Source organism: Patiriisocius sp. 208BN25-11 (genome assembly GCF_058147145.1).
Genome location: NZ_JBYVJY010000010.1, coordinates 49,263 through 71,670 on the forward strand (window position 1 = coordinate 49,263; position 22,408 = coordinate 71,670).

General features: G+C 36.8%; 19 protein-coding genes. 6 read left to right on the forward strand and 13 right to left on the reverse strand.

The features are described 5' to 3' along the window. Window positions 1-178: 178 nt before the first annotated feature. Together ACY2RS_RS11740 and ACY2RS_RS11745 are read right to left on the reverse strand one after the other, a co-directional pair. Entirely contained in the window at window positions 179-3,274 is a 3,096-nt protein-coding gene (locus tag ACY2RS_RS11740) for a WD40/YVTN/BNR-like repeat-containing protein (RefSeq protein ID WP_490098849.1), read from the reverse strand. A 121-nt stretch (window positions 3,275-3,395) separates the two neighbouring features. Continuing rightward, entirely contained in the window at window positions 3,396-4,151 is a 756-nt protein-coding gene (locus tag ACY2RS_RS11745) for an outer membrane lipoprotein-sorting protein (protein WP_490098850.1), read from the reverse strand. A gap of 379 nt (window positions 4,152-4,530) precedes the next feature. Here ACY2RS_RS11745 and ACY2RS_RS11750 point away from each other — a divergent pair, with 379 nt between their 5' ends. Together ACY2RS_RS11750 and ACY2RS_RS11755 are read left to right on the forward strand one after the other, a co-directional pair. Beyond that, on the forward strand, window positions 4,531-4,917 hold the full coding sequence (locus ACY2RS_RS11750; RefSeq protein ID WP_490098851.1) for an acyl-CoA thioesterase: 387 nt from the start codon (window positions 4,531-4,533) through the stop codon (window positions 4,915-4,917). Window positions 4,918-5,018: 101 nt separating this feature from the next. Next, complete coding sequence (locus tag ACY2RS_RS11755) at window positions 5,019-5,906, forward strand: DUF72 domain-containing protein (RefSeq protein ID WP_490098852.1); 888 nt, start codon at window positions 5,019-5,021, stop codon at window positions 5,904-5,906. Between the two features lie 251 nt (window positions 5,907-6,157). Here ACY2RS_RS11755 and ACY2RS_RS11760 read toward each other — a convergent pair whose 3' ends face one another. Both ACY2RS_RS11760 and ACY2RS_RS11765 read right to left on the reverse strand, forming a co-directional pair. Further along, window positions 6,158-8,056 carry a RecQ family ATP-dependent DNA helicase gene (locus tag ACY2RS_RS11760; RefSeq protein WP_490098853.1) on the reverse strand — a complete coding sequence of 633 codons (1,899 nt, stop codon included), beginning with the start codon at window positions 8,054-8,056 and terminating at the stop codon, window positions 6,158-6,160. Beyond that, window positions 8,056-8,595 carry an AAA family ATPase gene (locus ACY2RS_RS11765; protein WP_490098854.1) on the reverse strand — a complete coding sequence of 180 codons (540 nt, stop codon included), beginning with the start codon at window positions 8,593-8,595 and terminating at the stop codon, window positions 8,056-8,058. Before ACY2RS_RS11765 ends, ACY2RS_RS11760 begins: the two co-directional genes overlap by 1 nt. 399 nt (window positions 8,596-8,994) lie before the next feature. Here ACY2RS_RS11765 and ACY2RS_RS11770 point away from each other — a divergent pair, with 399 nt between their 5' ends. The 3 genes from ACY2RS_RS11770 (at window position 8,995) to murA (ending at window position 11,339) form a co-directional block, all read left to right on the forward strand. Beyond that, entirely contained in the window at window positions 8,995-9,282 is a 288-nt protein-coding gene (locus tag ACY2RS_RS11770; RefSeq protein ID WP_490098855.1) for a DUF493 family protein, read from the forward strand. Window positions 9,283-9,348: 66 nt separating this feature from the next. Next, on the forward strand, window positions 9,349-10,008 hold the full coding sequence (locus ACY2RS_RS11775) for a DUF4290 domain-containing protein (RefSeq protein WP_490098856.1): 660 nt from the start codon (window positions 9,349-9,351) through the stop codon (window positions 10,006-10,008). Window positions 10,009-10,025: 17 nt separating this feature from the next. Further along, a complete protein-coding gene (murA, locus tag ACY2RS_RS11780; protein WP_490098857.1) occupies window positions 10,026-11,339 on the forward strand; it encodes a UDP-N-acetylglucosamine 1-carboxyvinyltransferase in 1,314 nt (437 codons plus the stop codon). A gap of 81 nt (window positions 11,340-11,420) precedes the next feature. Here the strand turns inward: murA and ACY2RS_RS11785 are convergent, their stop codons facing one another. The 6 genes from ACY2RS_RS11785 to ACY2RS_RS11810 all read right to left on the reverse strand — a co-directional run bounded on the left by ACY2RS_RS11785 (window position 11,421) and on the right by ACY2RS_RS11810 (window position 15,846). Then, window positions 11,421-11,999 (reverse strand): hypothetical protein, encoded by a 579-nt coding sequence (locus ACY2RS_RS11785; RefSeq protein ID WP_490098858.1) that lies wholly within the window; start codon window positions 11,997-11,999, stop codon window positions 11,421-11,423. A 91-nt stretch (window positions 12,000-12,090) separates the two neighbouring features. Beyond that, window positions 12,091-12,318 carry a (4Fe-4S)-binding protein gene (locus ACY2RS_RS11790; protein ID WP_490098859.1) on the reverse strand — a complete coding sequence of 76 codons (228 nt, stop codon included), beginning with the start codon at window positions 12,316-12,318 and terminating at the stop codon, window positions 12,091-12,093. A 129-nt stretch (window positions 12,319-12,447) separates the two neighbouring features. After that, entirely contained in the window at window positions 12,448-13,776 is a 1,329-nt protein-coding gene (locus ACY2RS_RS11795) for a cryptochrome/photolyase family protein (RefSeq protein ID WP_490098860.1), read from the reverse strand. A 1-nt stretch (window position 13,777) separates the two neighbouring features. Further along, on the reverse strand, window positions 13,778-14,470 hold the full coding sequence (locus ACY2RS_RS11800; RefSeq protein ID WP_490098861.1) for an SDR family NAD(P)-dependent oxidoreductase: 693 nt from the start codon (window positions 14,468-14,470) through the stop codon (window positions 13,778-13,780). A 21-nt stretch (window positions 14,471-14,491) separates the two neighbouring features. Continuing rightward, window positions 14,492-14,953: an SRPBCC family protein gene (locus ACY2RS_RS11805; protein WP_490098862.1), complete on the reverse strand. Its 462-nt coding sequence runs from the start codon at window positions 14,951-14,953 to the stop codon at window positions 14,492-14,494. A 227-nt stretch (window positions 14,954-15,180) separates the two neighbouring features. Continuing rightward, window positions 15,181-15,846 (reverse strand): MIP/aquaporin family protein, encoded by a 666-nt coding sequence (locus tag ACY2RS_RS11810; RefSeq protein ID WP_490098863.1) that lies wholly within the window; start codon window positions 15,844-15,846, stop codon window positions 15,181-15,183. Between the two features lie 107 nt (window positions 15,847-15,953). On the opposite strand from ACY2RS_RS11810, the gene ACY2RS_RS11815 reads away from it, so the two are divergent. Continuing rightward, window positions 15,954-16,796, forward strand: a complete 843-nt coding sequence (locus tag ACY2RS_RS11815; RefSeq protein ID WP_490098864.1) for a DUF2911 domain-containing protein — start codon at window positions 15,954-15,956, stop codon at window positions 16,794-16,796. Window positions 16,797-16,867: 71 nt separating this feature from the next. Here ACY2RS_RS11815 and ACY2RS_RS11820 read toward each other — a convergent pair whose 3' ends face one another. The 3 genes from ACY2RS_RS11820 to ACY2RS_RS11830 all read right to left on the reverse strand — a co-directional run bounded on the left by ACY2RS_RS11820 (window position 16,868) and on the right by ACY2RS_RS11830 (window position 22,305). Then, window positions 16,868-17,974, reverse strand: coding sequence for a glycoside hydrolase family 3 N-terminal domain-containing protein (locus ACY2RS_RS11820; RefSeq protein ID WP_490098865.1), 1,107 nt, complete (start codon window positions 17,972-17,974; stop codon window positions 16,868-16,870). 9 nt (window positions 17,975-17,983) lie between these two features. Next, entirely contained in the window at window positions 17,984-19,681 is a 1,698-nt protein-coding gene (locus ACY2RS_RS11825) for a sodium:solute symporter family protein (protein WP_490098866.1), read from the reverse strand. Between the two features lie 137 nt (window positions 19,682-19,818). Continuing rightward, entirely contained in the window at window positions 19,819-22,305 is a 2,487-nt protein-coding gene (locus ACY2RS_RS11830; RefSeq protein ID WP_490098867.1) for a PIG-L family deacetylase, read from the reverse strand. Between the last annotated feature and the right edge of the window lie 103 nt (window positions 22,306-22,408).

Genomic DNA, 22,408 nt, shown 5'->3' on the forward strand with positions numbered 1-22,408 from the left:
TTGAAGTGTTCCAATTTCCGAAGAAAAAAAGACTGTTATGTTATCGCCTTTATGTCTGTTCGAGCGGAGTCGAGAACTACCATTGAAAATCAATAATGTAGGTTTCGTCCCGAAGCTTCGGGAGCGCTCAACCCGACAGGGATATACAAAACAGTCTTAATTTGATTAATTTAATAAATTAGTCTTTTTTCAAGAATTCTTCTTTAGATTGCATGGTTGGCATTCCTAAGTTGTTTTTTTCAAGGACCTTCATGAATTTTTTTCCTTCTTTGTCCATGATTTTTTTGTAACGCGCTTTTTCTGTTTCAAATTCTTCACTAATAAGCTCATAGTTGCTTTTAAGCCTACCATCTACACGGTCGTAATTAGTGGCGACATTGCTGTACAATTCTCCCATACGCTCACGAAGTTCTGGTTCTGCACTTGCAACATAGTTATCACCCGTAGTAATTACCAAATCGGTGCGTAAAGCTTCTAAAGCATCCCAAACTTTTTGGGCTTCTTTAGTACCTTTTCCATCTGCATCAAGCACTTCTTTTGCTTTGCTTTGCGTTTGTCCAATTTCATACACCATATACGCTAAGTCTTCTACCATAGTAAACAAGGTTTGCGTTAGTGCTTCTTGTTCTTTACGCTCTGCTACTGTAGTAAGCGAATTTGGATCGTACTTGGTTTCTATGATATGCTCATACGTTTCTTTCCCTTTTTTGAGTACTACTTTGTATTGTCCTTCTGGGACACGAGGTGATGTAAATCCTCCAAAGGCTAATGTTTTTGCCTTTGCCATTTTTGGGTTACTGGTATTAAAATTCCAATTTACAACATTGATCCCTTTCGACTTTCCAGGACTTAGCGAGGTAATCTTGTTTCCTTGCATGTCTTGGATTTCCATCGTCATTTTACCAAATGTATGTCTCTTTTTTAAGTAGTATATAATTCGAGCTGCGGTAGATTTGTTGGGACCTACAAACTGTGTTTCCCCTCCAAATGAACCTGAAAAACCACTTTCTTCTACCATAGTAAAAGGCTCGGTTTTGAAGAAATGTACTTTCTCTGCAAGTACTTCTTGGCTCAGTTCACGTAGTGGGCTAATATCATCTAAAATGATAACACCTCTACCATGCGTACCCATAACGATATCATTGGTTTTCTTTTGCATGTCAATAAAATGAACTGCAACTGGAGGCATATTGTTGGTGAAATGTGACCAACCTTTTCCGCCATCAATAGTAACATAAAGTCCCATTTCGGTACCTAAAAATAATAAGTCTTCATTTACATAGTCTTCCTGAATATTACGTACAAATGCATTTTCTTGAATATCATTTGTGATAATATTCTTCCATGTTTTTCCATAGTCGGTAGTTTTCATGGCATACGGTTTCATGTCTCCGGTAGTGTGACCATCAAATACAGCATAAGCAGTTCCTTTTCCATGCACACTTGCTTCAATATGGTAAACCCAAGTGTTTGCTGGAATTCCGTTTAAGTTTTTGGTTACATTGCTCCAAGATTTTCCTCCGTTAGTGGTTACTTGAACATTACCATCGTCTGTACCTACCCAGATGATGTTTTCATCTAATGGTGATTCTGCAACAGTGAAAATTGTTGTGTGATTTTCTGCACCACTGTTGTCTACCGATAGTCCACCAGATTTAGACTGGTCTTGTTTGTTCTTATCGTTTGTGGTAAGATCTGGCGAAATAATTTTCCAGGTGTCTCCCATATCTTCACTTACATGAACAAACTGACTTGCCATATAAAAACGATCTGGTTGATGAACACTAACTGCCATAGGAGCATTCCAGTTAAAACGTAGTTCTGGATCTCCTTTTTTTGGTAAGGGCTGAATTGTTTTTGTTCTGTTGCGATCTACGTCGTAACGCCATACATTTTCGGCACCTTGCATTTCAGAATACACAATGTTTTTTGTAGGGTGTTTTAATACTCTAAAACCATCTCCATATCCAACACTATTCCAGTCTCTAGCATTTACACCTCCAGGAGAAGAAGAAGGACCATACCAAGAACCATTGTCTTGTAATCCTCCATATACATTATAAGGCTCTGCATCATCTACACTAATATGGTAGAACTGCGATAAAGGCAAATTCTCTACAATTTCAAAGGTAGTTCCTCCATTCCAAGAGCGGTAAACACCTCCATCTGTTCCAGAGAAAATCATATCGCTATCATTGATATGAAAGGCCAAATCATGAATATCACTGTGCATATTTCCTAAGTCCTTGAAGGTTTTTCCACCATCACGACTTATAGAGCCACTTAATCCACCTTTTAACACAATGTCTGGGTTTTTTGGGTCGATGACAATTCTAGAGAAATAGAAAGGGCGCACTACCAAACCAAAATCGTTATTAAGGTGTTCCCAAGATTGTCCTGCATTGGTAGATTTCCACAAACCGTTTTTACTTTTCTCTTCAGTTTCTAGTACTGCATACAAAATATTAGCATCACTTGGTGCTACAGCAATTGCTATTCTACCTAACTTGCCTGATGGAAAGCCTGTATGAATTTTATTCCAAGTTGTTCCTCCGTTAGTAGACTTGTATAAAGCACTGTTAAGTCCGCCAGAGTTAAATCCCCATCCAGAACGTCTAAATTGCCACATAGAGGCATATAGTACATTTGGATTGGTTGGATCCATGATCACATCACTAGCACCTGTAGAAGGTCCTACATATAATATTTTTTTCCAGGTAGCCCCGCCGTCTGTAGTTTTGTATACACCACGATCAGTACTATCACTCCATAGTGCTCCAAGAACACCTACATAAATTTCTTGATTGTTTTTTGGGTTGATCACTACAGATGTAATGCGCTCACTGTTTTCGAAACCAGGCACTTCTTTAAAGTTAGAACCTCCATCGGTAGACTTATATAAACCGTCACCAATAGAAACAGAGTTACGTGTCCAAGTTTCTCCAGTACCTACCCAGATGTTTTGATCTGGATTGGTAGGATCTAAGGTTACCACACCAATAGACTGGACATGATCATCAAATATAGGAGCAAAGGTAGCGCCACCATCATTCGATTTCCAGACACCACCTCCAGCTGTACCTGCGTACAAAATACGAGGATTGGTAGGGTGACTTTCTAGATCATTAATACGACCACTCATTAAAGCGGGTCCGATTTGACGTGCACGCATGTCGCCAAATAATTCTTTTCCTTTTAGAGAGATTTCTTCTTGTGCATTGCCCGTAAAAGAAAAAGCGATGGCTAACAAGAAAGGAACAAGTATTCTTTTCATAGTATAAGAGTTTGATTGAATTTAGTATACAGCATAAGTAGCGATTTTATAAAAATAGTTACAGTTTTGGGTATAAAAAAATCCCCACTAGTAGCGGGGATTTTTTTGAGTCTAAATATGTTTATTTTTTTTCTCCGTCAGCTGCAGCTTCTGGAAATGCAAAAAATGATGCATCTACTTCAGGGTTTAATACAATTTCTTTCATTGTAATGCCTTGACCTTGCATGCTGATTGAAAATGGGAAATATAAACCATCTACTTCTTGGTAATCACTAAAATTAGATTCTGCCATTTGTCCTTTCATTGGTCCAGATGGAACTGGGCTTTCAGACATGATTGGCACATAGTTTTCTGTGTCGAAGTAATGAAAAGAAACGTTTGGTTCTTCTTTACCATCTACCATAACAGGTTTCATTGTTAACTTTAATTTGAAAGTTTCTGTTCCTTCTTTGGTTTCTTTACCTAAATACTCTACCGTATACCCTTTGTCTTTATAGTTCAAAAAAGGAGATGGAAAATCACCTACATTTTTTTTCATATTTTCTGTAGCTTCTGCATCACTTTTTTCAGGAAGCATTGTCATGAAATTAGTAGTCCACATGGTTTCTCCATCAAATGCGTATTGGGTCATTTCTTGACCTTGAATGTTTATTTTAAGCAATTGTTTACCGTCTGCCATTTGGTACATCTCTACAGGAATTTCCATTCCTTGAGCATTTGCAGACCCTACCATTTTTGCACCTTGTAGTTTACTCCAAGCTTCCATTCCTCCTGTATTCTCGAAGTAGTTGTTTAAAATTTCATCGGCTGTTTGTGCAGACATAGGTACTGCAGCCATTACAATAAGTGCTACAAATAAAGTTCTTAGTGTTTTCATAATATTTTTATTCAGTGTTAACGTTATGTAAAAGTAAGTCTATCTTACTTTAATTATGTTACAAGCATCTTAAATTTTTTTATGCTTTCTGAAATACTAGTTTTCAAAAGTCTTGCCAAATGTTAAGTTTATGTGTTTTTTTTTTGGTGATTGGTGAAAAGTTTTAAAGAGTCAAAGGAGTCAAAGGATCAAAGGGACAAAGTAGCAAAGTATAAATGTTTAAGTGTTTAAAAGTTTATGAGTTTAGATGTTTATACGTTGAGTAGTGGGAGTGTTCATTAAAGTGTGTCATCGGTTAAAAATCTGTTTTCAAATTAATTTCATCCTATAAAATTTCCGAAGTGATTTTCCTGCGTATCTTTATAGTAAAATTATATTGATGAATTTTCATACAAGAAAATGGGTGAAACCCGAAGACTTAAATCCGAATGGATCTTTATTTGGTGGTCGAATTTTAGAGTGGATTGATGAAGAAGCTGCCTTATATGCTATTGTTCAATTAGAAAACCCTAAAACAGTAACCAAGTATATGAGTGAAATCAATTTTGTTAGCTCTGCTGTGAAAGGGGATATCATAGAGATTGGAATAGAAGTGAAAAAATTTGGTGTTTCTTCTTTAACATTGGCTTGTGAAGTGAGAAACATAATGACTCGTGAAATAATCATTACAATTGATACCATTGTGATGGTTAGCTTAGATGCGTCGGGAGTCCCAGTTCCGCATGGAAAAACAAGAATAGAATATGTAAAAGATCGATTAAAGTAAAAGCCACAACATGATTTTGCCTAAAGAATTTAACCCTCTAATATTTCCGAAGACATCTTTATTCATCTTATTATTCTTCTTGAACATTAACTTGTAAGCTTATGAAATTTGGAAACGTACCCAACCCTGGTGAAATAGATTTTACCTTGCCACCAGATCACCCACAAACAAAAAATATACTTGGTAAAAATGATGTTGCATCTATACCAAATCTATACGTAGGATGTGCCAAATGGAATCGGGCAGATTTAAAAGGGTTTTATCCGCGTGGTACCAAAGATGAGCTCACCTATTACGCCACTCAGTTTAATAGCATAGAACTCAATGCTACGTTTTATAGAATTTTTAATACTAGTGTGGTGCAAGGTTGGTATGAGAAAACTCCAGCTCATTTTAGATTCTTTCCAAAAATGTTTCAAGGCGTTACCCACTGGAAACGATTGAATGATTTTGAAGACTACCTAAATGAATACATTTTAGCGCTTTCTCACCTTAAAGAAAAACTCGAAATGCCTTTTGTACAAATGCACGGTACGTTTTCTCCAAAGAACATGGATCGTTTGGTTCCTTTCTTTGAAGCCATTCCAAAAGATATTAACATTGCAGTTGAGTTTAGGCACACCGATTGGTTTAACGACCCTGTGGTCGCCAATGAGTTGTATGATATCTTAGACACCCATCAAGTTACCAATGCCATTGTAGATGCCGCGGGGAGACGTGACTTGCTACACATGCGCATGACAACAGATACAGCTTTTATTCGATACAATGGAGCAAATCATGATAGTGACTACACTAGATTAGATGCTTGGTTAGATAGAATAGAAGATTGGATTGCGCAAGGAATCCAACACATCTACTTTTTTGTACATCAAAACATAGAAAAGGCTTCTCCTTTATTATCAGCTTATTTTATCGAGCGTGCGAATAAACGTTTTGGGACGTCTTTGCATATTCCACATTTGGATAAACCTCCTACGTTATTTTGAAGTTAGACTGCTTATACCTTCGCTAAAGCTTCTGTGTACAAGGTCGTTGATAGAGGATAGACCACTCGCTTCGTTCGTTGATAGCGCATAGACTATTTCTTGCAATGGCATTACACTTAAACAACATAACATCTAATAGTGAACGAAGTGTTCAGTCTATCAGCGAAGCGGTCTAATTTCTAACAGTGAACAAAGTGAACGGTCTAACAGCGACTTGTGCGCCGAGGCTTTTCAGCGGAGGAGCAAGCGGTCTACCTCCTAAAATACCTATTCTGTTCATCCAATCCAATACGTTTGTTTCCTAGGAGTAAGGCTAGAGTTTTTAAAATAGCTTCTTCACGATCTGGAATTGCTGCAATAAGGTCTCTAGAATTTTTAGGATTTGCTTCTAATGCTTCTAGGATGGTTTCACTGAGGCTTCGTAGTTCTTTTTTTGTTCCTTTTTTATTTTCTGAAGTACACACAGAACAAATACCACATGGAGTTTCTGTAACTTCTCCAAAATAAGCCACCAATTGTGTGCTATTACAGGTTTCTGTATTTGCTACATAATCCAATACATGCTGCACTTGTTGCTCTTTTTTAGCATTGTGAGCATTCACCTCTCTTGCAATAACATTTATGGTTTTGTCGTCTTCTCTGGGTTTTAGAAACGTAATGGAAGCATCTGTCGTGTTTAGATACAAATCAATGATTTTGGCTGCTTCTAGTTTTTTTAGGGTTTCGATAATGGTGGGTTGCGACTGACTCGTTTTAGATTGTAACAGCTCTAAGTTTATTGGGGTCATGGTTTCAAACACCCCTCCGTATAATCGTAAGATGCTTTTCCCAATAACAGCCGCTAGCATATCGTGCTTGAAATAGTCTAATGTCACATTAGTAGGAACTAAAAACTGTAATTTTGTCGTTCGGCCAAACTCTTTAGAGAGTTGTAAAACACTGAGTCTATCCAAGGTGTTTAAGCCATTAAATGCTTGTAAGGTATTTAGGCTGTATGTTTTGCAAAAATCTGAAAAGTTAAAGGCATGCGTGGTAAAAACGCCTTCTCCATAAGAGATTTGTAGATAATTATTTAGTTTTTTGTATAAAAACTTTAGCATGGTGACATCTGCTAAAGAGTCTATAAATTGTTTTTTTACAAGCGCTTTGTCATAGTCATTATAAAGTAGCGTAGCTTTAGCTGGTTTACCATCGCGTCCAGCGCGTCCAGCTTCTTGAAAATAGCTTTCTAAACTTTCGGGCAACTGTATGTGGATTACGTGTGCAACAGTGGCGAGGTCGATACCCATGCCAAATGCATTCGTAGCAACCATGGTAGGTGTTATTCCGTTTTTCCAAGCTTCTAATTTTTTAGTTTTTTCTTGGGGTGGAATACCTCCATGAAAGAAATCACTTTTTATACCTAGACTGTTTAAATGACTACTTGTTTCTACAGCGCTTCTTCTACTGCGAACATATACAATAGCAGCTTTAGTATTCGTCGCTAATAACTGTTCGATATGGTAGAGTTTATCTTCCACCTTTTTAGTGTTGTAAGCAAGGTTTGGACGCACAAAAGAATCTTGAAAAACCATGGGGAGTTCCATTTCTAATTCTTTTATGGTGTCTTTCAAAACTTCGGGTGTTGCGGTGGCTGTTACAGCAATAATGGGAACTAAAGGATGTAGTTTTCGAAGAATATTGATGTTTTTATACGCAGGTCTAAAATCGTTTCCCCACTGTGAAATGCAATGTGCTTCATCTACCGCAATGCAATTAACTGGCATGCGCTTTATGGTATTTTGAACCAACTCTTGCTGCAGTCTTTCTGGCGAGATGTACAGAAATTTAAAATTTCCGAAGCTAGCATTATCCAATAAAGTTTGTACGTCTCTAAATGAGGTGCCTCCTGTGATTGCTAAAGCTTTGATGCCTTTCTCCTTGAGATTTTTCACCTGATCTGTCATCAATGCAACCAAAGGAGAAATGACAATACAAATACCCTCTTGCGCCAAAGCAGGGATTTGAAAACATATAGATTTTCCTCCGCCCGTTGGAAGTAGGGCAATGGTATCTTTACCATCGAGTACCGATGAGATGATGCCTTCTTGTTTTGGTCTAAAAGAAGTATGTCCCCAATATTTTTGTAATATGTCTAGGGGAGTGCTCACTAGTTTTCTAGGGTGTTAAATATAAATTGAGTGCGTTCTTCTATGGTGCCCGTAGGCACTTCAATGACTTGGTAGCCGTATTTTTGATAGCCTTCTAATAGTGATGTGTAGATAATTTGTGCCTGTTCAAATGTTTCATACCGCTCATTGTCTTTGGTGTAAATGGCTTCCCATGGAGGGAGCAGGAAAACGGTGTCGTAGCGATGTTCAAAACACGGTGCTTCAAACGTTGGGGTATAAATCGAACCAATAAAGTCCATATATGCCGTTACATCTGGTGTGCCTCGGTCATAGAATACAAAAGGTCCATCTATATGTGTTGCCTCTTCGAATTGTTGTAACCTACTTTCTAATAACTTCTGACTAAATAGCAGTGGATCTGTTAAAAAGAGTTGGTCAATTCCGTCTTTGCGAGCTTCGTTAATGACTTCGCGCGACACTTCGTGTTTACAGGCATGGCCTAAGCTTTCGATATGATGTATAAGGGTAGTTTTTCCAGATCCTGGACCTCCTGTAATGACAATTCTTTTGGTATTCACTTCGGAAATTTTCTTGTTAGCTATTCTTTATGAACTACAAAGTACGTGTTTTTTGATGAGAAATGAATGCAGTGGGGAGTTTATGAGTTTATAAGTTGAGGTGTTTAAGAGTTTATAAGTTTAAGAGTTTATGAGTTTATAAGTTGAGGTGTTTATAGGTTTATGAGTTGAGAAGTTTAGAAGAAGAAGCAAAAAAGCTCCCCTCTCAGCGAGAGAGGTCCCGAAGCTTCGGGAGTGGGTGAGGGATTTTCGATTTCGACTTCAAAAAGAAACACCACCCTTTAGGGCTGGGGAAAGTGTTTCAATTTCAATTTCGTCCCGATAGTTATCGGGATCGACTTCAAAAAAGGTATCTTTGCCGAAACAAATAGCATCGCTAGGAAATTTCCGAAGTACACTATGAAAGACAATAAGACAGCAGCATTTTATACAAGATTACGAGAACAATTAGAAGGAGATACCCAATGGCCAGCTCCTTATTTGTACAAATTTATTGTACCTGGAGATGCTCAAAAAATAGCACAAATAGAAGCGATTTTTGACAATACAAATGCCCAAATAAGCACTCGTAACTCTAGCAAAGGAACTTATACGAGTGTTTCCATAAAGGTAACAATGCCATCGCCTGATGCTGTGATTGAAAAATACAAGCAAGTTTCTAAGGTGGAAGGAGTGATTTCTTTATAAAATTTGTATTTTGCCATTAATAAGTACTTCAGGTTATACAACCCCCAATTTTTTTAAATACTACACATGTTTGTTGCAGAATTAGAATACAATACAGAACGCCCGCATTTAATTATTCCAGAATATGGTCGTCATATCCAGAAAATGGTAGATCAAGCCATTGCCGAAGAAGATGTTGAAAAACGTAATAAACAGGCAAAAAGCATTATTGCTGTGATGGGAAATTTAAATCCACACCTGCGTGATGTTGCAGATTTCCAGCACAAGCTATGGGATCAGTTATTCATTATTTCAGATTTTAAATTGGACGTAGACTCTCCTTACGAAAAACCCTCTAGAGAGTTATTGCGTGAGCTTCCTGAAGCCTTGGAGTATCCTCAAAACTTTCCAAAATATCGTTTTTATGGAAACAATATCAAACGTATGATTGATGTTGCCATAAGCTGGGAAGAAGGTGATATGAGAGATGGTTTGGTACTTACGATTGCTAACCACATGAAAAAATGTTTCTTAAACTGGAACAAGGATACGGTCGAAGACGATGTGATCTTCAATCACTTATATGAGTTGTCTGAGGGGAAACTAAACTTGAAAGACAGTAAAGAAGAACTTAGAAATGCAACTGCTTTGCTAAAAACTAAAAAGCGTTTTAGCAATACTCCTAAGAATACTTCAAAAAACAATTCAAAGAAAAATAATAACAATAGAGGCCGTAAGCGCTACTAATCTTCGTATTATAATATATGGGAACTTTTCAAATTGAAGGAGGACACAAATTAAAAGGTGAAATCCGTCCGCAAGGTGCTAAAAATGAAGCTTTGCAAATTCTGTGTGCCGTTTTATTAACACCAGATGAGGTGATTATTGAAAACATACCAGATATTGTAGATGTCAATAAACTCATAGGAATCTTAGGTAATCTAGGTGTAAAAATCCAGAAACTAGGTAAAGGAAAGTATGCTTTCAGGTCAGATGATATTAATTTAGAATACCTAGAGTCTGAACTCTTCAAAAAGGAGGGAAGTTCACTACGCGGTTCTATTATGATTGTGGGGCCTTTACTGGCTCGTTTTGGAAAAGGATATATTCCGCGTCCGGGAGGAGATAAAATAGGTAGAAGAAGATTAGACACGCACTTTGAAGGTTTTATTAACCTTGGCGCAACATTTAGATATAACAAAGAAGAACGTTTTTATGGGGTTGAAGCTCCTGACGGACTTACTGGTGCATACATGTTATTAGACCAGGCTTCGGTTACTGGAACTGCTAACATTGTGATGGCAGCCGTTTTGGCAAAAGGAACTACGACTATATACAATGCAGCTTGTGAACCTTATCTACAGCAGTTGTGTAAGATGTTAAATTCCATGGGAGCAGACATCAAAGGTGTTGGTTCTAACATGCTTATTATCGATGGTGTAGAAAGTTTAGGTGGATGTACACATAGAGTACTTCCAGATATGATAGAAATTGGTAGCTGGATTGGTTTGGCTGCTATGACTAGAAGTGAAATTACCATTAAAGATGTAAGTTGGGATAATTTAGGATTGATTCCTAATACCTTCAGAAAATTAGGAATTACATTGGAGCGAAAAGGAGATGATATTTACATTCCTTCTCAAGATGGATATGAAATACAAGGCTATATAGACGGATCTACATTGACCGTTGCAGATGCTCCTTGGCCTGGATTTACTCCAGATTTATTGAGTATTGTTTTGGTAGTATGTACACAAGCCAAAGGAAGCGTATTGATACATCAAAAAATGTTTGAAAGCCGTTTGTTTTTTGTAGATAAACTAATCGATATGGGGGCACGAATTATTTTGTGTGATCCGCACCGCGCTACAGTAATGGGGCATAACTTTGAATCTATGTTAAAAGCAACCACCATGGTTTCTCCAGACATACGTGCCGGTATTTCTTTATTAATTGCAGCACTTTCTGCCAAAGGAACCAGTACCATTCATAATATAGAGCAAATAGATCGTGGTTACGAAAATATTGACGAGCGATTAAGAGCTATTGGTGCTAAGATTACTAGATTAGATTCTTAGTATTTCTGAAATATTAGAATTAAAAAATCCCAATCATGTAAAAGTGATTGGGATTTTTTATGTTTAGTTAATTGGTGATGACTATTTATTCTTGTTAATCTCATCTTGCAATTTTCTTCGCAGTACCTGTTCGTCTTCTAATTTCTTTTGGCGATAGGCTTCAAACTCACTTTCAATTTCAGATAGCTTGTTGTTAGTAGCTTTTGTAATTGAGTTGCTGTTTTTAAATCTAAAGATGAAAAATAGTAAGCCTAAAAATAGTAAACCAATTACAGAAAATAAAAGGGTGTTATACGTAGCTTTTTTAGTCATCATCCCAAACAATTCAATACCGTCTTCTTTTTCTTGAGAAATACTAAGATTGTTTTGCGTGGTACTAAGGTTGCTTTCTAAACCGCTTATCGTAGTTGCTTGTGATGCAATAGTAGCATCTTTTGTTTCAATAGACTTCTCTAGAGTAGCAATAGAATCTAAAATGTTTTTGCGTAAAACAGCCAGTTTTGACTTTTTAATAACCTTAAATTCTTGGTAGTTATTAGACTTGTCAATAACTTTAATAAATTGCCCTTCAATAGTGTTGTCAGGTTGTTCTTGAGTTTGGGCATTGGTTAAAAGAGCAGATGTAATCAATACCGTAGTGAGGAGTGTTTTTATATTCATAATGGTGGGGTTAATTAAGTACACTTTAGTAACTCTGCAAGAGTAGTAAAATTGTATGCAACATGCAAGTTTTGTAGTAGGCTACTTACGATTAGTTTGAATTTGTATGAGAACAAAAATTAAGAGCGCCAGAAGGACATTTCTTTATTTGAGAAATAATTTCTTGCGTTTGTGCAGCATCCAAATCAATCCAAGGAATTACAGATGTTCTAAAAACATCACTAAGTCCGCGAGCACATTTTTCTGCATTTACACATTTTCTTGGTTCAAAAGTAACTGTAATTTCCTCGTTACTAAAGGTTTCTAGGGGCGTTTCCATAAGCATATATTTGGGACAATGCTAATCTTATAATCGGTTAATTAGGGTTAAATATAAATAAAAATGCGATTAAAAGCATATTTTTAAGATAAAAAGCAAAAATAATTATAATGTGTACATAGTTAAGTATTAGTTGTTTACTGCTTCTTTGTATGTTTTTAGGCAACGTTCTCTTGCCATTTTATGATCTACCATCATATCTGGATAGGCATCTGTGTTGTATTTTGGCACCCATTTTTTGATGTAGGTGTGTTGCTTGTCAAATTTGTCAACCTGTGTGATAGGGTTAAAGATTCTAAAATATGGTGCTGCATCCACACCACTTCCAGCGGCCCATTGCCAGTTACCCACATTGCTTGAGCGTTCATAGTCTAATAATTTTTCGGCAAAATAAGTTTCTCCCCAACGCCAGTCTATTAACAAGTGTTTGCATAAAAAACTAGCTACTAGCATGCGTACCCTATTGTGCATGTGTCCGGTTTCATTTAATTCTCGCATGCCTGCATCGACTAGAGGGTATCCTGTATTTCCGTTTTTCCAGCGTTCAAAGTCAGCTTCGTTGTTTCTCCATTCAATCCTATCATACTTTGATCTAAAGGCTTTTTCTTGAGTGTGAGGGAAATGCCAAAATATTTGCATAAAAAACTCACGCCAGATAAGCTCACTCCAAAAAACTTCATTCTTTTCAGCAATGGCTTTTTTAACCATGGCTCTAATACTTACTGTTCCAAAACGTAAATGCGGACCAAGATTCGAGGTGCCATTTAGTGCTGGGAAATCTCTGGTTTCTTCATAATTCTGAATGAGTGTTGGAGTCACCTTGTACATGGGTACAGTAATAGATGCTTTCTCAAAGCCCATTTTTTCTAATGTTGTATTCGGAAGAGATTTACTTTTATATAGATTACTAAAGTGGTTACTGGTTTGGTAGTATTTTAAATGGCTTTCAGGTTTAAAAATAGATTTCCATTTGTTTTTATAAGGTGTGTAAACAACATAAGGGAGTCCGTCCTCTTTTACAACTTGGTCTTTTTCAAAAATAACATGATCCTTATAATCGTAGAAACCTATATGGTAATCTCCATCATCTTGTTGGCGTGTTGCTAAATATGCTTTAATGCTCGCATCCCTTTCTTGTCCATAAGGCTCATAATCTCTATTGGTTACAACATTCTGAATGGCATACGTTTTACAAAGCTCTTTAAAAATAGCTAACGGTTTTCCATAATAAATGGCAAGACTGCTCCCATGAGTTTCTAGAGCTGTTCTCATGTCTTGCAGTGTGTTGTAGATAAACGTTACACGGGCATCGTCTTTAGGTAGCTTATCTAAAATTTCGGTATCAAAAATAAAAATTGGAAGTACTGGTTGTTTGCCACGGAGGGCGTTATAAAAGCCTACATTGTCTTCTAATCTCAAATCTCTCCGAAACCAAAATATATTTACTTTGTCTGCCATGCTATTGTGTTTGGAGTGTGGATTTACCCCCATCAATGCCAATTACTTGGCCTGTAATCCAGCTAGATTGATCGCTTAATAAGAAGCAAGCAAGATTGGCAATATCTGTGGTAGTACCAATTCTTTTTAGTGGATGACGTTCTCCCATTTTCTCTTTTTTCTCTTCATTAGATAATAACCTTCCAGCTAGTGGTGTATCTGTTAAAGAGGGCGCAATAACGTTGACACGCATTTTGGGAGCATATTCTGCCGCCAATGCTTTTGAAAAACCTTCAATAGCCCCTTTTGCAGCAGCGACGCTTGTGTGAAAAGGCATTCCAACTTTTACCGCTACTGTACTAAAAAACACCAAACTCGCTTGATTTGAAGTTGTTAATTTAGGTAATAATGCTTGTGTTATTTGCATTAGGGATAAAAAATTAACATTTAAATCCTCTTGAAATGCTTCTCGCTTGAGCCTTTTAAAGGGTTTTAAATTGATACTTCCTGGGCAATATACTAAGCCATCTAGTGTTTCAGGTAGTGCCAATGTGTTGATGTCGTCTGTAAGTGCATCAAATTCGAAGTGTGTAACTCCTTGTGGTATTTGATCGTTCGTTCTGGAGGCAACATAAATGGTGTGTTCATCTTTTAGTAGTGAAGCAATACTTGCTCCAATACCATAAGAACCTCCAATGAGTAAAATATTTTTCATGTGTTTTGGTCTTTTGAAATGTTATAAGGTTCCAAAGAGTTCTTCAAGTTTGTTTTTTCTGTATTCAAAAATCTTATTTAGTTTTTGTTTTACTAAAAATGGATGTACTAATTGTCCTAACCAACCCAAGGGTAACATGTAGTCTATAATGTCCTCCATTTCTACACCACCTTCAATAGTTTTTAGAAAATGTTTGTGATGCCAAAGCGCATAGGGTCCAAAACGTTGTTCATCCACAAAGTAAACGCCTTCTTTTACGTGTGTAATCTCTGTCACCCATTTTGTTCTAATACCCAGTAACGGAGTCACCATATATTGGATAAGTTGTCCGGGGTACATTGCTCTATCTGCACCAGATTGAATATCAAATCCCATAGATTCTGGGGTTATGGATTTGAGGTTCTTTGGGTCCGATAAGAATTCCCACGCTTTTTCTTTAGAAATGGGGAGGTTTTGTTTGGTGTGTAATGTGTATATCTTCATTAGGCTAGGCTGTTACTTGTGTTTCCTATTTTAGCAATAAACATAAAATATGAACACTAAGATTTTAATTTTTAAAAATAAACATTTGTTTCATGTTTAAATGTTAATGTTAAACAAAAAAATAAAAAGATAGCAAGCCTCACTTCGGAAATTTTATGTTCCGATGCTACTTTCTAACACTTAATCTTTTGGAAGGGGTTTCTATTTAGGGAATTTCCGAAGAAAAACTAACACTCATCATCGCAGCATTGTTCATCTTTGACCAATTTGCAACTAACTACAGCTAATACACAACCAACTACAGGAGCGAAGATGTAAATCCATAGGTCGGCTATATTTCCAGAAACAACAGCAGGAGCTATAGAACGAGCTGGGTTCATAGAGGCTCCTGTAATAGGTCCAGCAAACATAGCTTCTAGCAGTACAACACTACCAATAGCAATTCCTGCAATGACGCCAATTTCTTTAGAGCCTGTAGAAACGTTTATAATTACAACCATCAAAAAGAAGGAGAGCAGGACTTCAAAAATAAACACTTTTAGTGCCGAGAGTTGTGGTAAGGTGGCACCTAGGGTTTCGCTATCGGGAAATAAATACAAGAGTAAGCCACTAGCAATAAAGGCACCTATGAGCTGGGCAAGTGCGTATAGCGGAACTTCCTTCCAGGGAAACTTTTTTGCGTATGCAAAGGCAATAGTGACTGCAGGATTCATATGAGCACCGCTAATATCTCCGAAGGCATAAATCATGCCCATAACGATGAGTCCAAAAGTGATGGCAATACCAACATGTGTTACGGTACCTCCCGTAAAGTCATTAATGACCATGGCTCCAGTACCACAAAAAACAAGGGCAAAGGTTCCTATTATTTCAGCAATAAAACGTTTTGTCATTTTGTAAAGGTAAACAGAAAATGGAATCTTTTTTAGGCTTTTGTTAACAAAGGGGTATAGGGTGCATTTTGTACTTTTACGAGATTATAAACAATTAACATAACACTATGAAAAACGTATTTTTATTTGTTGCTATGGTGGCCATGACACTAGTAACAAGCGCACAAATTGAAACTCCGGCACCAAGCCCGTTTCAAACATTAGAACAAAAAGTTGGATTAACAGATGTAACTGTAAAATATTCTCGCCCTTCTGTAAAAGGTCGTACTATTTTTGGTGATTTAGTTCCTTATGACAAGATGTGGCGAACGGGAGCAAACCAAAACTCAATGATCACTTTTGGTGATGATGTCATGATTGCTGGAAAAGAAGTAAAAGCTGGGACCTATGCTATCTTCACAAAGCCAGGTGCTAAAAACTGGGAAGTGTATTTCTATAATGACACTCAAAACTGGGGAACTCCTCAAGAATGGGATGATAGTAAAGTAGTTGCACAATTAACTGCGCAAACCTACGCAATGCCTATGAGTGTTGAAACCTTTACCATGTCTTTTGACGATCTTAAAAACGATGGTGCTAACTTAGGTATCATGTGGGATAAGACGTATGTTGCTATTCCTTTTAAAGTGATGACAGATAAAATGGTATCTGCAAACATTGATAGAGTAATGGGAGAGCCAAGTGGAAGAGACTATTATAATGCTGCTGTTTATTACCTAGAAACAGGGAAAGACATCAATAAAGCAAAAACTTGGATTGACAAAGCAGTTGCTTCAAACGATAACGCTTACTGGTACAAAAGACAGCAGTCTTTAATCTATGCAAAATCTGGAGATACTAAAGGAGCGATAAAAGCTGCTAAAGCATCTATGGCACAAGCAGAAAAAGCGGGTAACATGGATTACGTTGCTTTAAACAAAAAATCGTTAAAAGAGTGGGGAGCTAAATAATAACAACCATCTTTAAAATACAAAACCCTTAGCAAATCTTGCTAAGGGTTTTTTATGTGAGATAAAGAATGTTATAGTAAACCAGTACACACTTTTAAGCGAATAATCTTTTTTACAGATTGATAGACTTGTTGCTTATACGCCTCGTCTTTTTGTATCTCTTCCAAAATGGAGTTGATGGTTTTTGTTTCATCTATAGGCATGAGTAACATATCGCAACCTGCTTTAGAAGCTACTAATGGAGCATTTTCAATAATGGTTACGGCTTTCATGATATTTAATGCATCTGTGATAATAAGGCCTTTAAATCCTAATTCTTCTTTTAATAAACCTGTTACAATATTTCTAGAACAGCTTGCAGGAAGCTCATTGGTATTGTATTTAGGATTGTTGTTAATGGTAATATGTGCCATCATAATAGATAAGACTTCTGCTTCAATAAGGGGTGGATACACATCCAACTCCTGTAATTCACCATCTATATAAACAGATTTCTTGTGAGTGTCTCCAACCACTAGTCCATGACCAGGGAAATGTTTTGCAGTTGCAATGATACCTTGTTCTTGACTTGTCTTTATAAATGCTTTACTTAGTGCAATTACTTGTTCTTTGTCATTTCCAAAACTTCTGTTTTTAATCGCTTCATTTTGTGGACTAATATCAACCACAGGTGCAAAATTTTGATGAAACCCAATTTCCAATAAGTCTTTATTAATAATTCGCGCAATAGAGTCAGATTGTCTTTTGGTTTTAATGTCTATGGTATTTAGTAAAGGTGCGGTGCCTTGCAGTCTTCCGTTGTAAAGACTAGGTTCTGCATCAATAGAAAAGAGCAGCGGTAATTGATCTTGAGCGTTTCCAATAGCATTTAAACTATCAATCATTTTTTTATGATTCTCTTTGGTCCCTTTTAGAAAAACAACTCCTCCAATTTTATTTTCTTTTGCTAATTGTAATACGGTAGCATTTGGTTTTCCTAATTCACCAGCAGAGGTTACAATCATTTGAGCAATACGTTCTCTATCTGATAATGATTGAAAAATAGTATCTACAGTATGTTCTAGCGCTGGATTGTATTTAAAGAAGTCTGTTAAAGTAGTGGCTTTTTGAGCAGTTACTTTCGTCAAACTAGAAAGTAATAACGTACAGATGAATAGTCTATAAAATCTTGAAATCATAAAATTTTTTTATTGAATAGGTTCTGCATTCTTGTCTGCTTGACCAAGCACTCCTTGTAATAAAAACGCAATGGCAATCACTAAGACAGATCCAGCTAGGTTAAGCCATAAATAGGGCATTAAGTCAATATACCAGATGTAAATAATAATGGCTTGCGTAATAATGGCAGCGATAAATACAGCTTTGCTTTTTACGTATTTGAAAAAGAATGCTAGTAAGAAAATACCTAGAACATTTCCGTAGAAAATAGAACCAATAATGTTGACGAGTTCAATTAAGTTTTCAAACAAGTTTGCAACACAAGCGACCAGAATTGCTATCACGCCCCATAACATAGTAAATCCTTTTGAAGCATTTACATAATGTTTATCACTTTTGCCTTGATTGTTGCGCTTGTATAAATCAATTGTAGTGGTAGAGCCTAATGCATTTAACTCAGATGCAGTAGAAGACATGGCAGCGCTTAAAATAACGGCTAACAATAAACCAATTAGACCTCGCGGAAGATTATTTAAAATAAAATGTATAAACACATAATCTTTATCGTTGGTTTCTGCCGCTGGATTTGCTTTTTTGATGAGTTCTTTAGATTGTGTTCTCAATCCAGTTTCTTGTGTTTGTAAGTCTTTAATTGCAGTTCGTACAGTTATTTTTTGACCTTCATCTGTCAATACAGCATACTGTAATTGTTGTTCTTTGATGGCAACTTCTAGTTTGTCTTTTTCAAATTCTAAAGCTCGGTAGTCTTCTTCGTATTCAGAAGCAAGCACGTCGTTTACGGCACTTGGGTTGAAGTGTAATGGAGAACTATTAAATTGATAAAAAACAAATACCATAATACCCACTAGCAGAATAAAAAACTGCATGGGTACTTTTAGTAATCCATTAAAGATCATTCCCATTTGCATTTCTTTCATCGACTTCCCGCTTAAGTATCGTTGTACTTGGCTTTGATCTGTCCCGAAGTAAGAGAGCGCTAAAAAACTACCACCAATAATACCACTCCAGAAGGTATACTTGTTATTGAAATCGAATGAAAAATCTAGGATTTCCATTTTTCCACTAGCTCCAGCAATTTCAAGCGCTTTGGTAAATGTAATGTCTAGTGGCAGGTAGTTTAGTATTAATAAAAATGCTAAGAACATGCCTCCAAAAATGATTCCCATTTGTTGTTTTTGTGTCACGCTAACGGCTTTGGTACCACCGCTTACAGTGTAAATAATTACTAGGACACCAATTATAACATTTAGCATCACTAAATCCCAACCCAACACAGCCGAAAGAATAATTGCTGGGGCAAAGATGGTAATTCCTGCAGCTAAGCCACGTTGCACTAGAAATAAAATGGCTGTAAGCGTTCTTGTTTTTAGATCAAAACGAGTTTCTAAATATTCGTAGGCGGTAAATACTTTGAGTCTGTGGTAAATAGGGATAAAGACCAAACAAATAACCACCATGGCAATGGGAAGACCAAAATAAAATTGAACAAAGCCCATCCCGCTGTGAAACGCTTGTCCGGGTGTCGATAAAAAAGTAATGGCACTTGCCTGAGTTGCCATAACACTAAGACCAATGGTCCACCACCTAGAATCGCTTCCGCCTTTGAGATAGTCGGTTACATTTTGACTTCCACGCGATTTGTAGGTGCCATATAATACAATAAATAATAACGTTCCAATAAGGATATACCAATCGATCTGTTGCATTTAGGCAAAGTGTTTCATTAGTAAATAAAATAGAACAATGTACAAGGCATTAAACACCAATACGAGTGTGAATTTTTTCTTCCACACTAACTTCTCTTTCGGAATTATGTTTTCTTGTTCTTCCATTTTTTTTTTGGTTACTTCCCAATAGAAATAAGATTCGCAAATAATCGATATGCTCCAGGAACACCTGCTGGAAGTTCTCTAAAGAAACTCAAACCGGTATAGATATAATGACCTTTTCCATATTCGGCTACTAATAAAGATCCTTTGGATTCCTTAGCGCCTTTGTCATTCATACCCAGGATAGGAGTAAATTCTTTTGCCCATTTGTTTGGGAAATACAAGCCGCGTTCTTGCACCCAGTTTTTAAAATCATCTTGGGTAATTTTATTAGGTGTGTTTAATACTTCATGTTTTTTGGCTAAAATGTTCACTTCAGAAAATTCATCGGTAACGCGATCTCTTGAGAGTTCAATCGAATAAGGTGCAATGTCTTTGGTAACCATTCTATGTCTTGTGTTGTATTGCACTAGCATGGTGCCTCCATTTTCAACATATTTGTTTAATTCCTTTTGAGCAAATGCCATTTCTGGTACAGTGTTATAAGCTCTAATTCCAACCACAATGGCATCGAATTGTTTTAGTTTTTCTGCTGAAATATTAGCAACATCTATCGTCGTTACATTGTATCCTATTTGTTCTAAACTCTCTGGGATAGCATCTCCAGCGCCTTCAATATACCCAATATTTTCTCCTCTTTTTTCAATATTGATACGAGCAACTTTTGCTTCGCTTGGCAATAATACCGATTGGTAAGGGATATGATCATAATCAATTTCAATAAGTTCTTTATCGTAATAACGATCTCCCACCTGAATAAAAGGTTTTAAATACCCTTCACTTTGTGTTGTTGGCGGTGTCACTGTAAAGACTAAAGTTACAGTTTCGCCAAGGCGTTCCAATTCAAAAGTCTGCGGCGGAGAAACGGTCCAGCCTTTTGGCGCATTTAATTGTAGCGTACCATCAAGATTATCTCTTCCAGCTTTTACGATGACAGGTACTTGTTGTGATTTTTCATTGGCAAAAATGATTACTTTCTCCGCAATACTGGAAGATGCTTCGGGCAATACTTGAAAGGGTCTGTATACCTCTCCATCTACAGGGTCGTTGAACTTATAAACAACATCTTTTGTGATGCTCATTTCTAGTTGACCCATAACAAGATTAAAAACAACTTGCTCAGGCGCTGGTGTCTCAGGCAATCCAATCTTATCTAGTGGCGCATTGTACATTCCTAGAGAACCTTTAGATGTCAACCAATAGGGAGTTGAGGGTAAGGTGTTTTCTGAAACTACCTCGACTTCAAATTGTTGTTTTGTGTTACTAGCAAGTGGCATATAATTACTAGCGAGTACCTTCCCAGATTTTGTCGTAACCGATTTTAAAACTACTGCATTTGCACTTCTATTAACGGCCTCAATAGCTACCGTAAAGTTTCCTTTTGGGTTGATGCTTTGTGTGTTAGCCACTGCCTCTAAAAACAATCCGCTACAATCTGTTATAAGTTGTTTTAATTCTGCTAATTTGATAGTTCTCCAATGGCTGTCTTTTGTTTTTTCCAAAAGGTCATAGGCGCGTAATAAGGGGCCAAGATTTAAAGAAGGATTTTGAAAGTTGAAATCCTTCTCTAACGGAATTAAAATCTCCCTAATCGCTGCACCACCTTCTATTCTAGACCAGCTAGTGTCTATACCATCAAATAGATTTGAAGTGTCTTCTGGAAAATCTCCTTTTAAAAATTCAAGATATTCGGTCTGACTCCCACGTGTTCCTGTACTACCAAAACCTTGCGATTTGTGCATGCTTCTACTCAAGGATGCAATTTCTCCATTCGAAAGTCCAAGTGCTGGGTAGTAGTTTCCTGTTTCTACAGAGACTAATTTAGATTTATCTGCTTTTTCAAATTTTTCTCTGCTTCCATAGAACCACCAAGAGGTGTTAAACATAAGTCTTTTTGGTTGCCAAGCTCCAAACGTAGCTACTGTTTCTGGATATTTATTGATATCGCCTACTAGATCAAATGCTTCAAAACTAAGCATAGCAGATGAAGTGTGATGTCCATGCGTAGTTCCTGGATTTCTGTGATTAAATCGATTTATAATTACATCGGGTTTAAACTTTCTAATAGCTCTCACTACGTCGCTTAACACAGCATCTTTATTCCAAATTTCTAAAGTTTCATCTGGGTGTTTTGAGTAGCCAAAATCATTGGCTCTTGTAAAAAGTTGTTCTCCACCATCCGTTCTTCGTGCTGCTAGTAATTCTTGTGTTCTAATTACGCCTAATAATTCTCTGATTTCTGGACCAATTAAGTTTTGTCCACCATCACCTCGCGTGAGTGATAAGTATGCGGTACGGGCATGTACATCGTTTGCTAAGTAAGAAATAAGTCTTGTATTCTCATCATCGGGATGGGCTGCTACGTATAATGCACTTCCTAAAAAATTAAGCTTTTGTAGTTTGTGATAAATTTCAGAAGCTGTTGGTTTTTGCGGTTGCTGTGCAAAGGCACTAAAACTGGTAAGTAGAAAGCTTACTGCGGCTAAAAATAAAATTCGCATATTGGATAGAAATCTTAATAATAAGTGAATCTCAAAGATATTCAAATCTTCAAGTATGTACAGTGCCTTAAGAGTTCTTTAACAGTATACGAACAAGGTAATG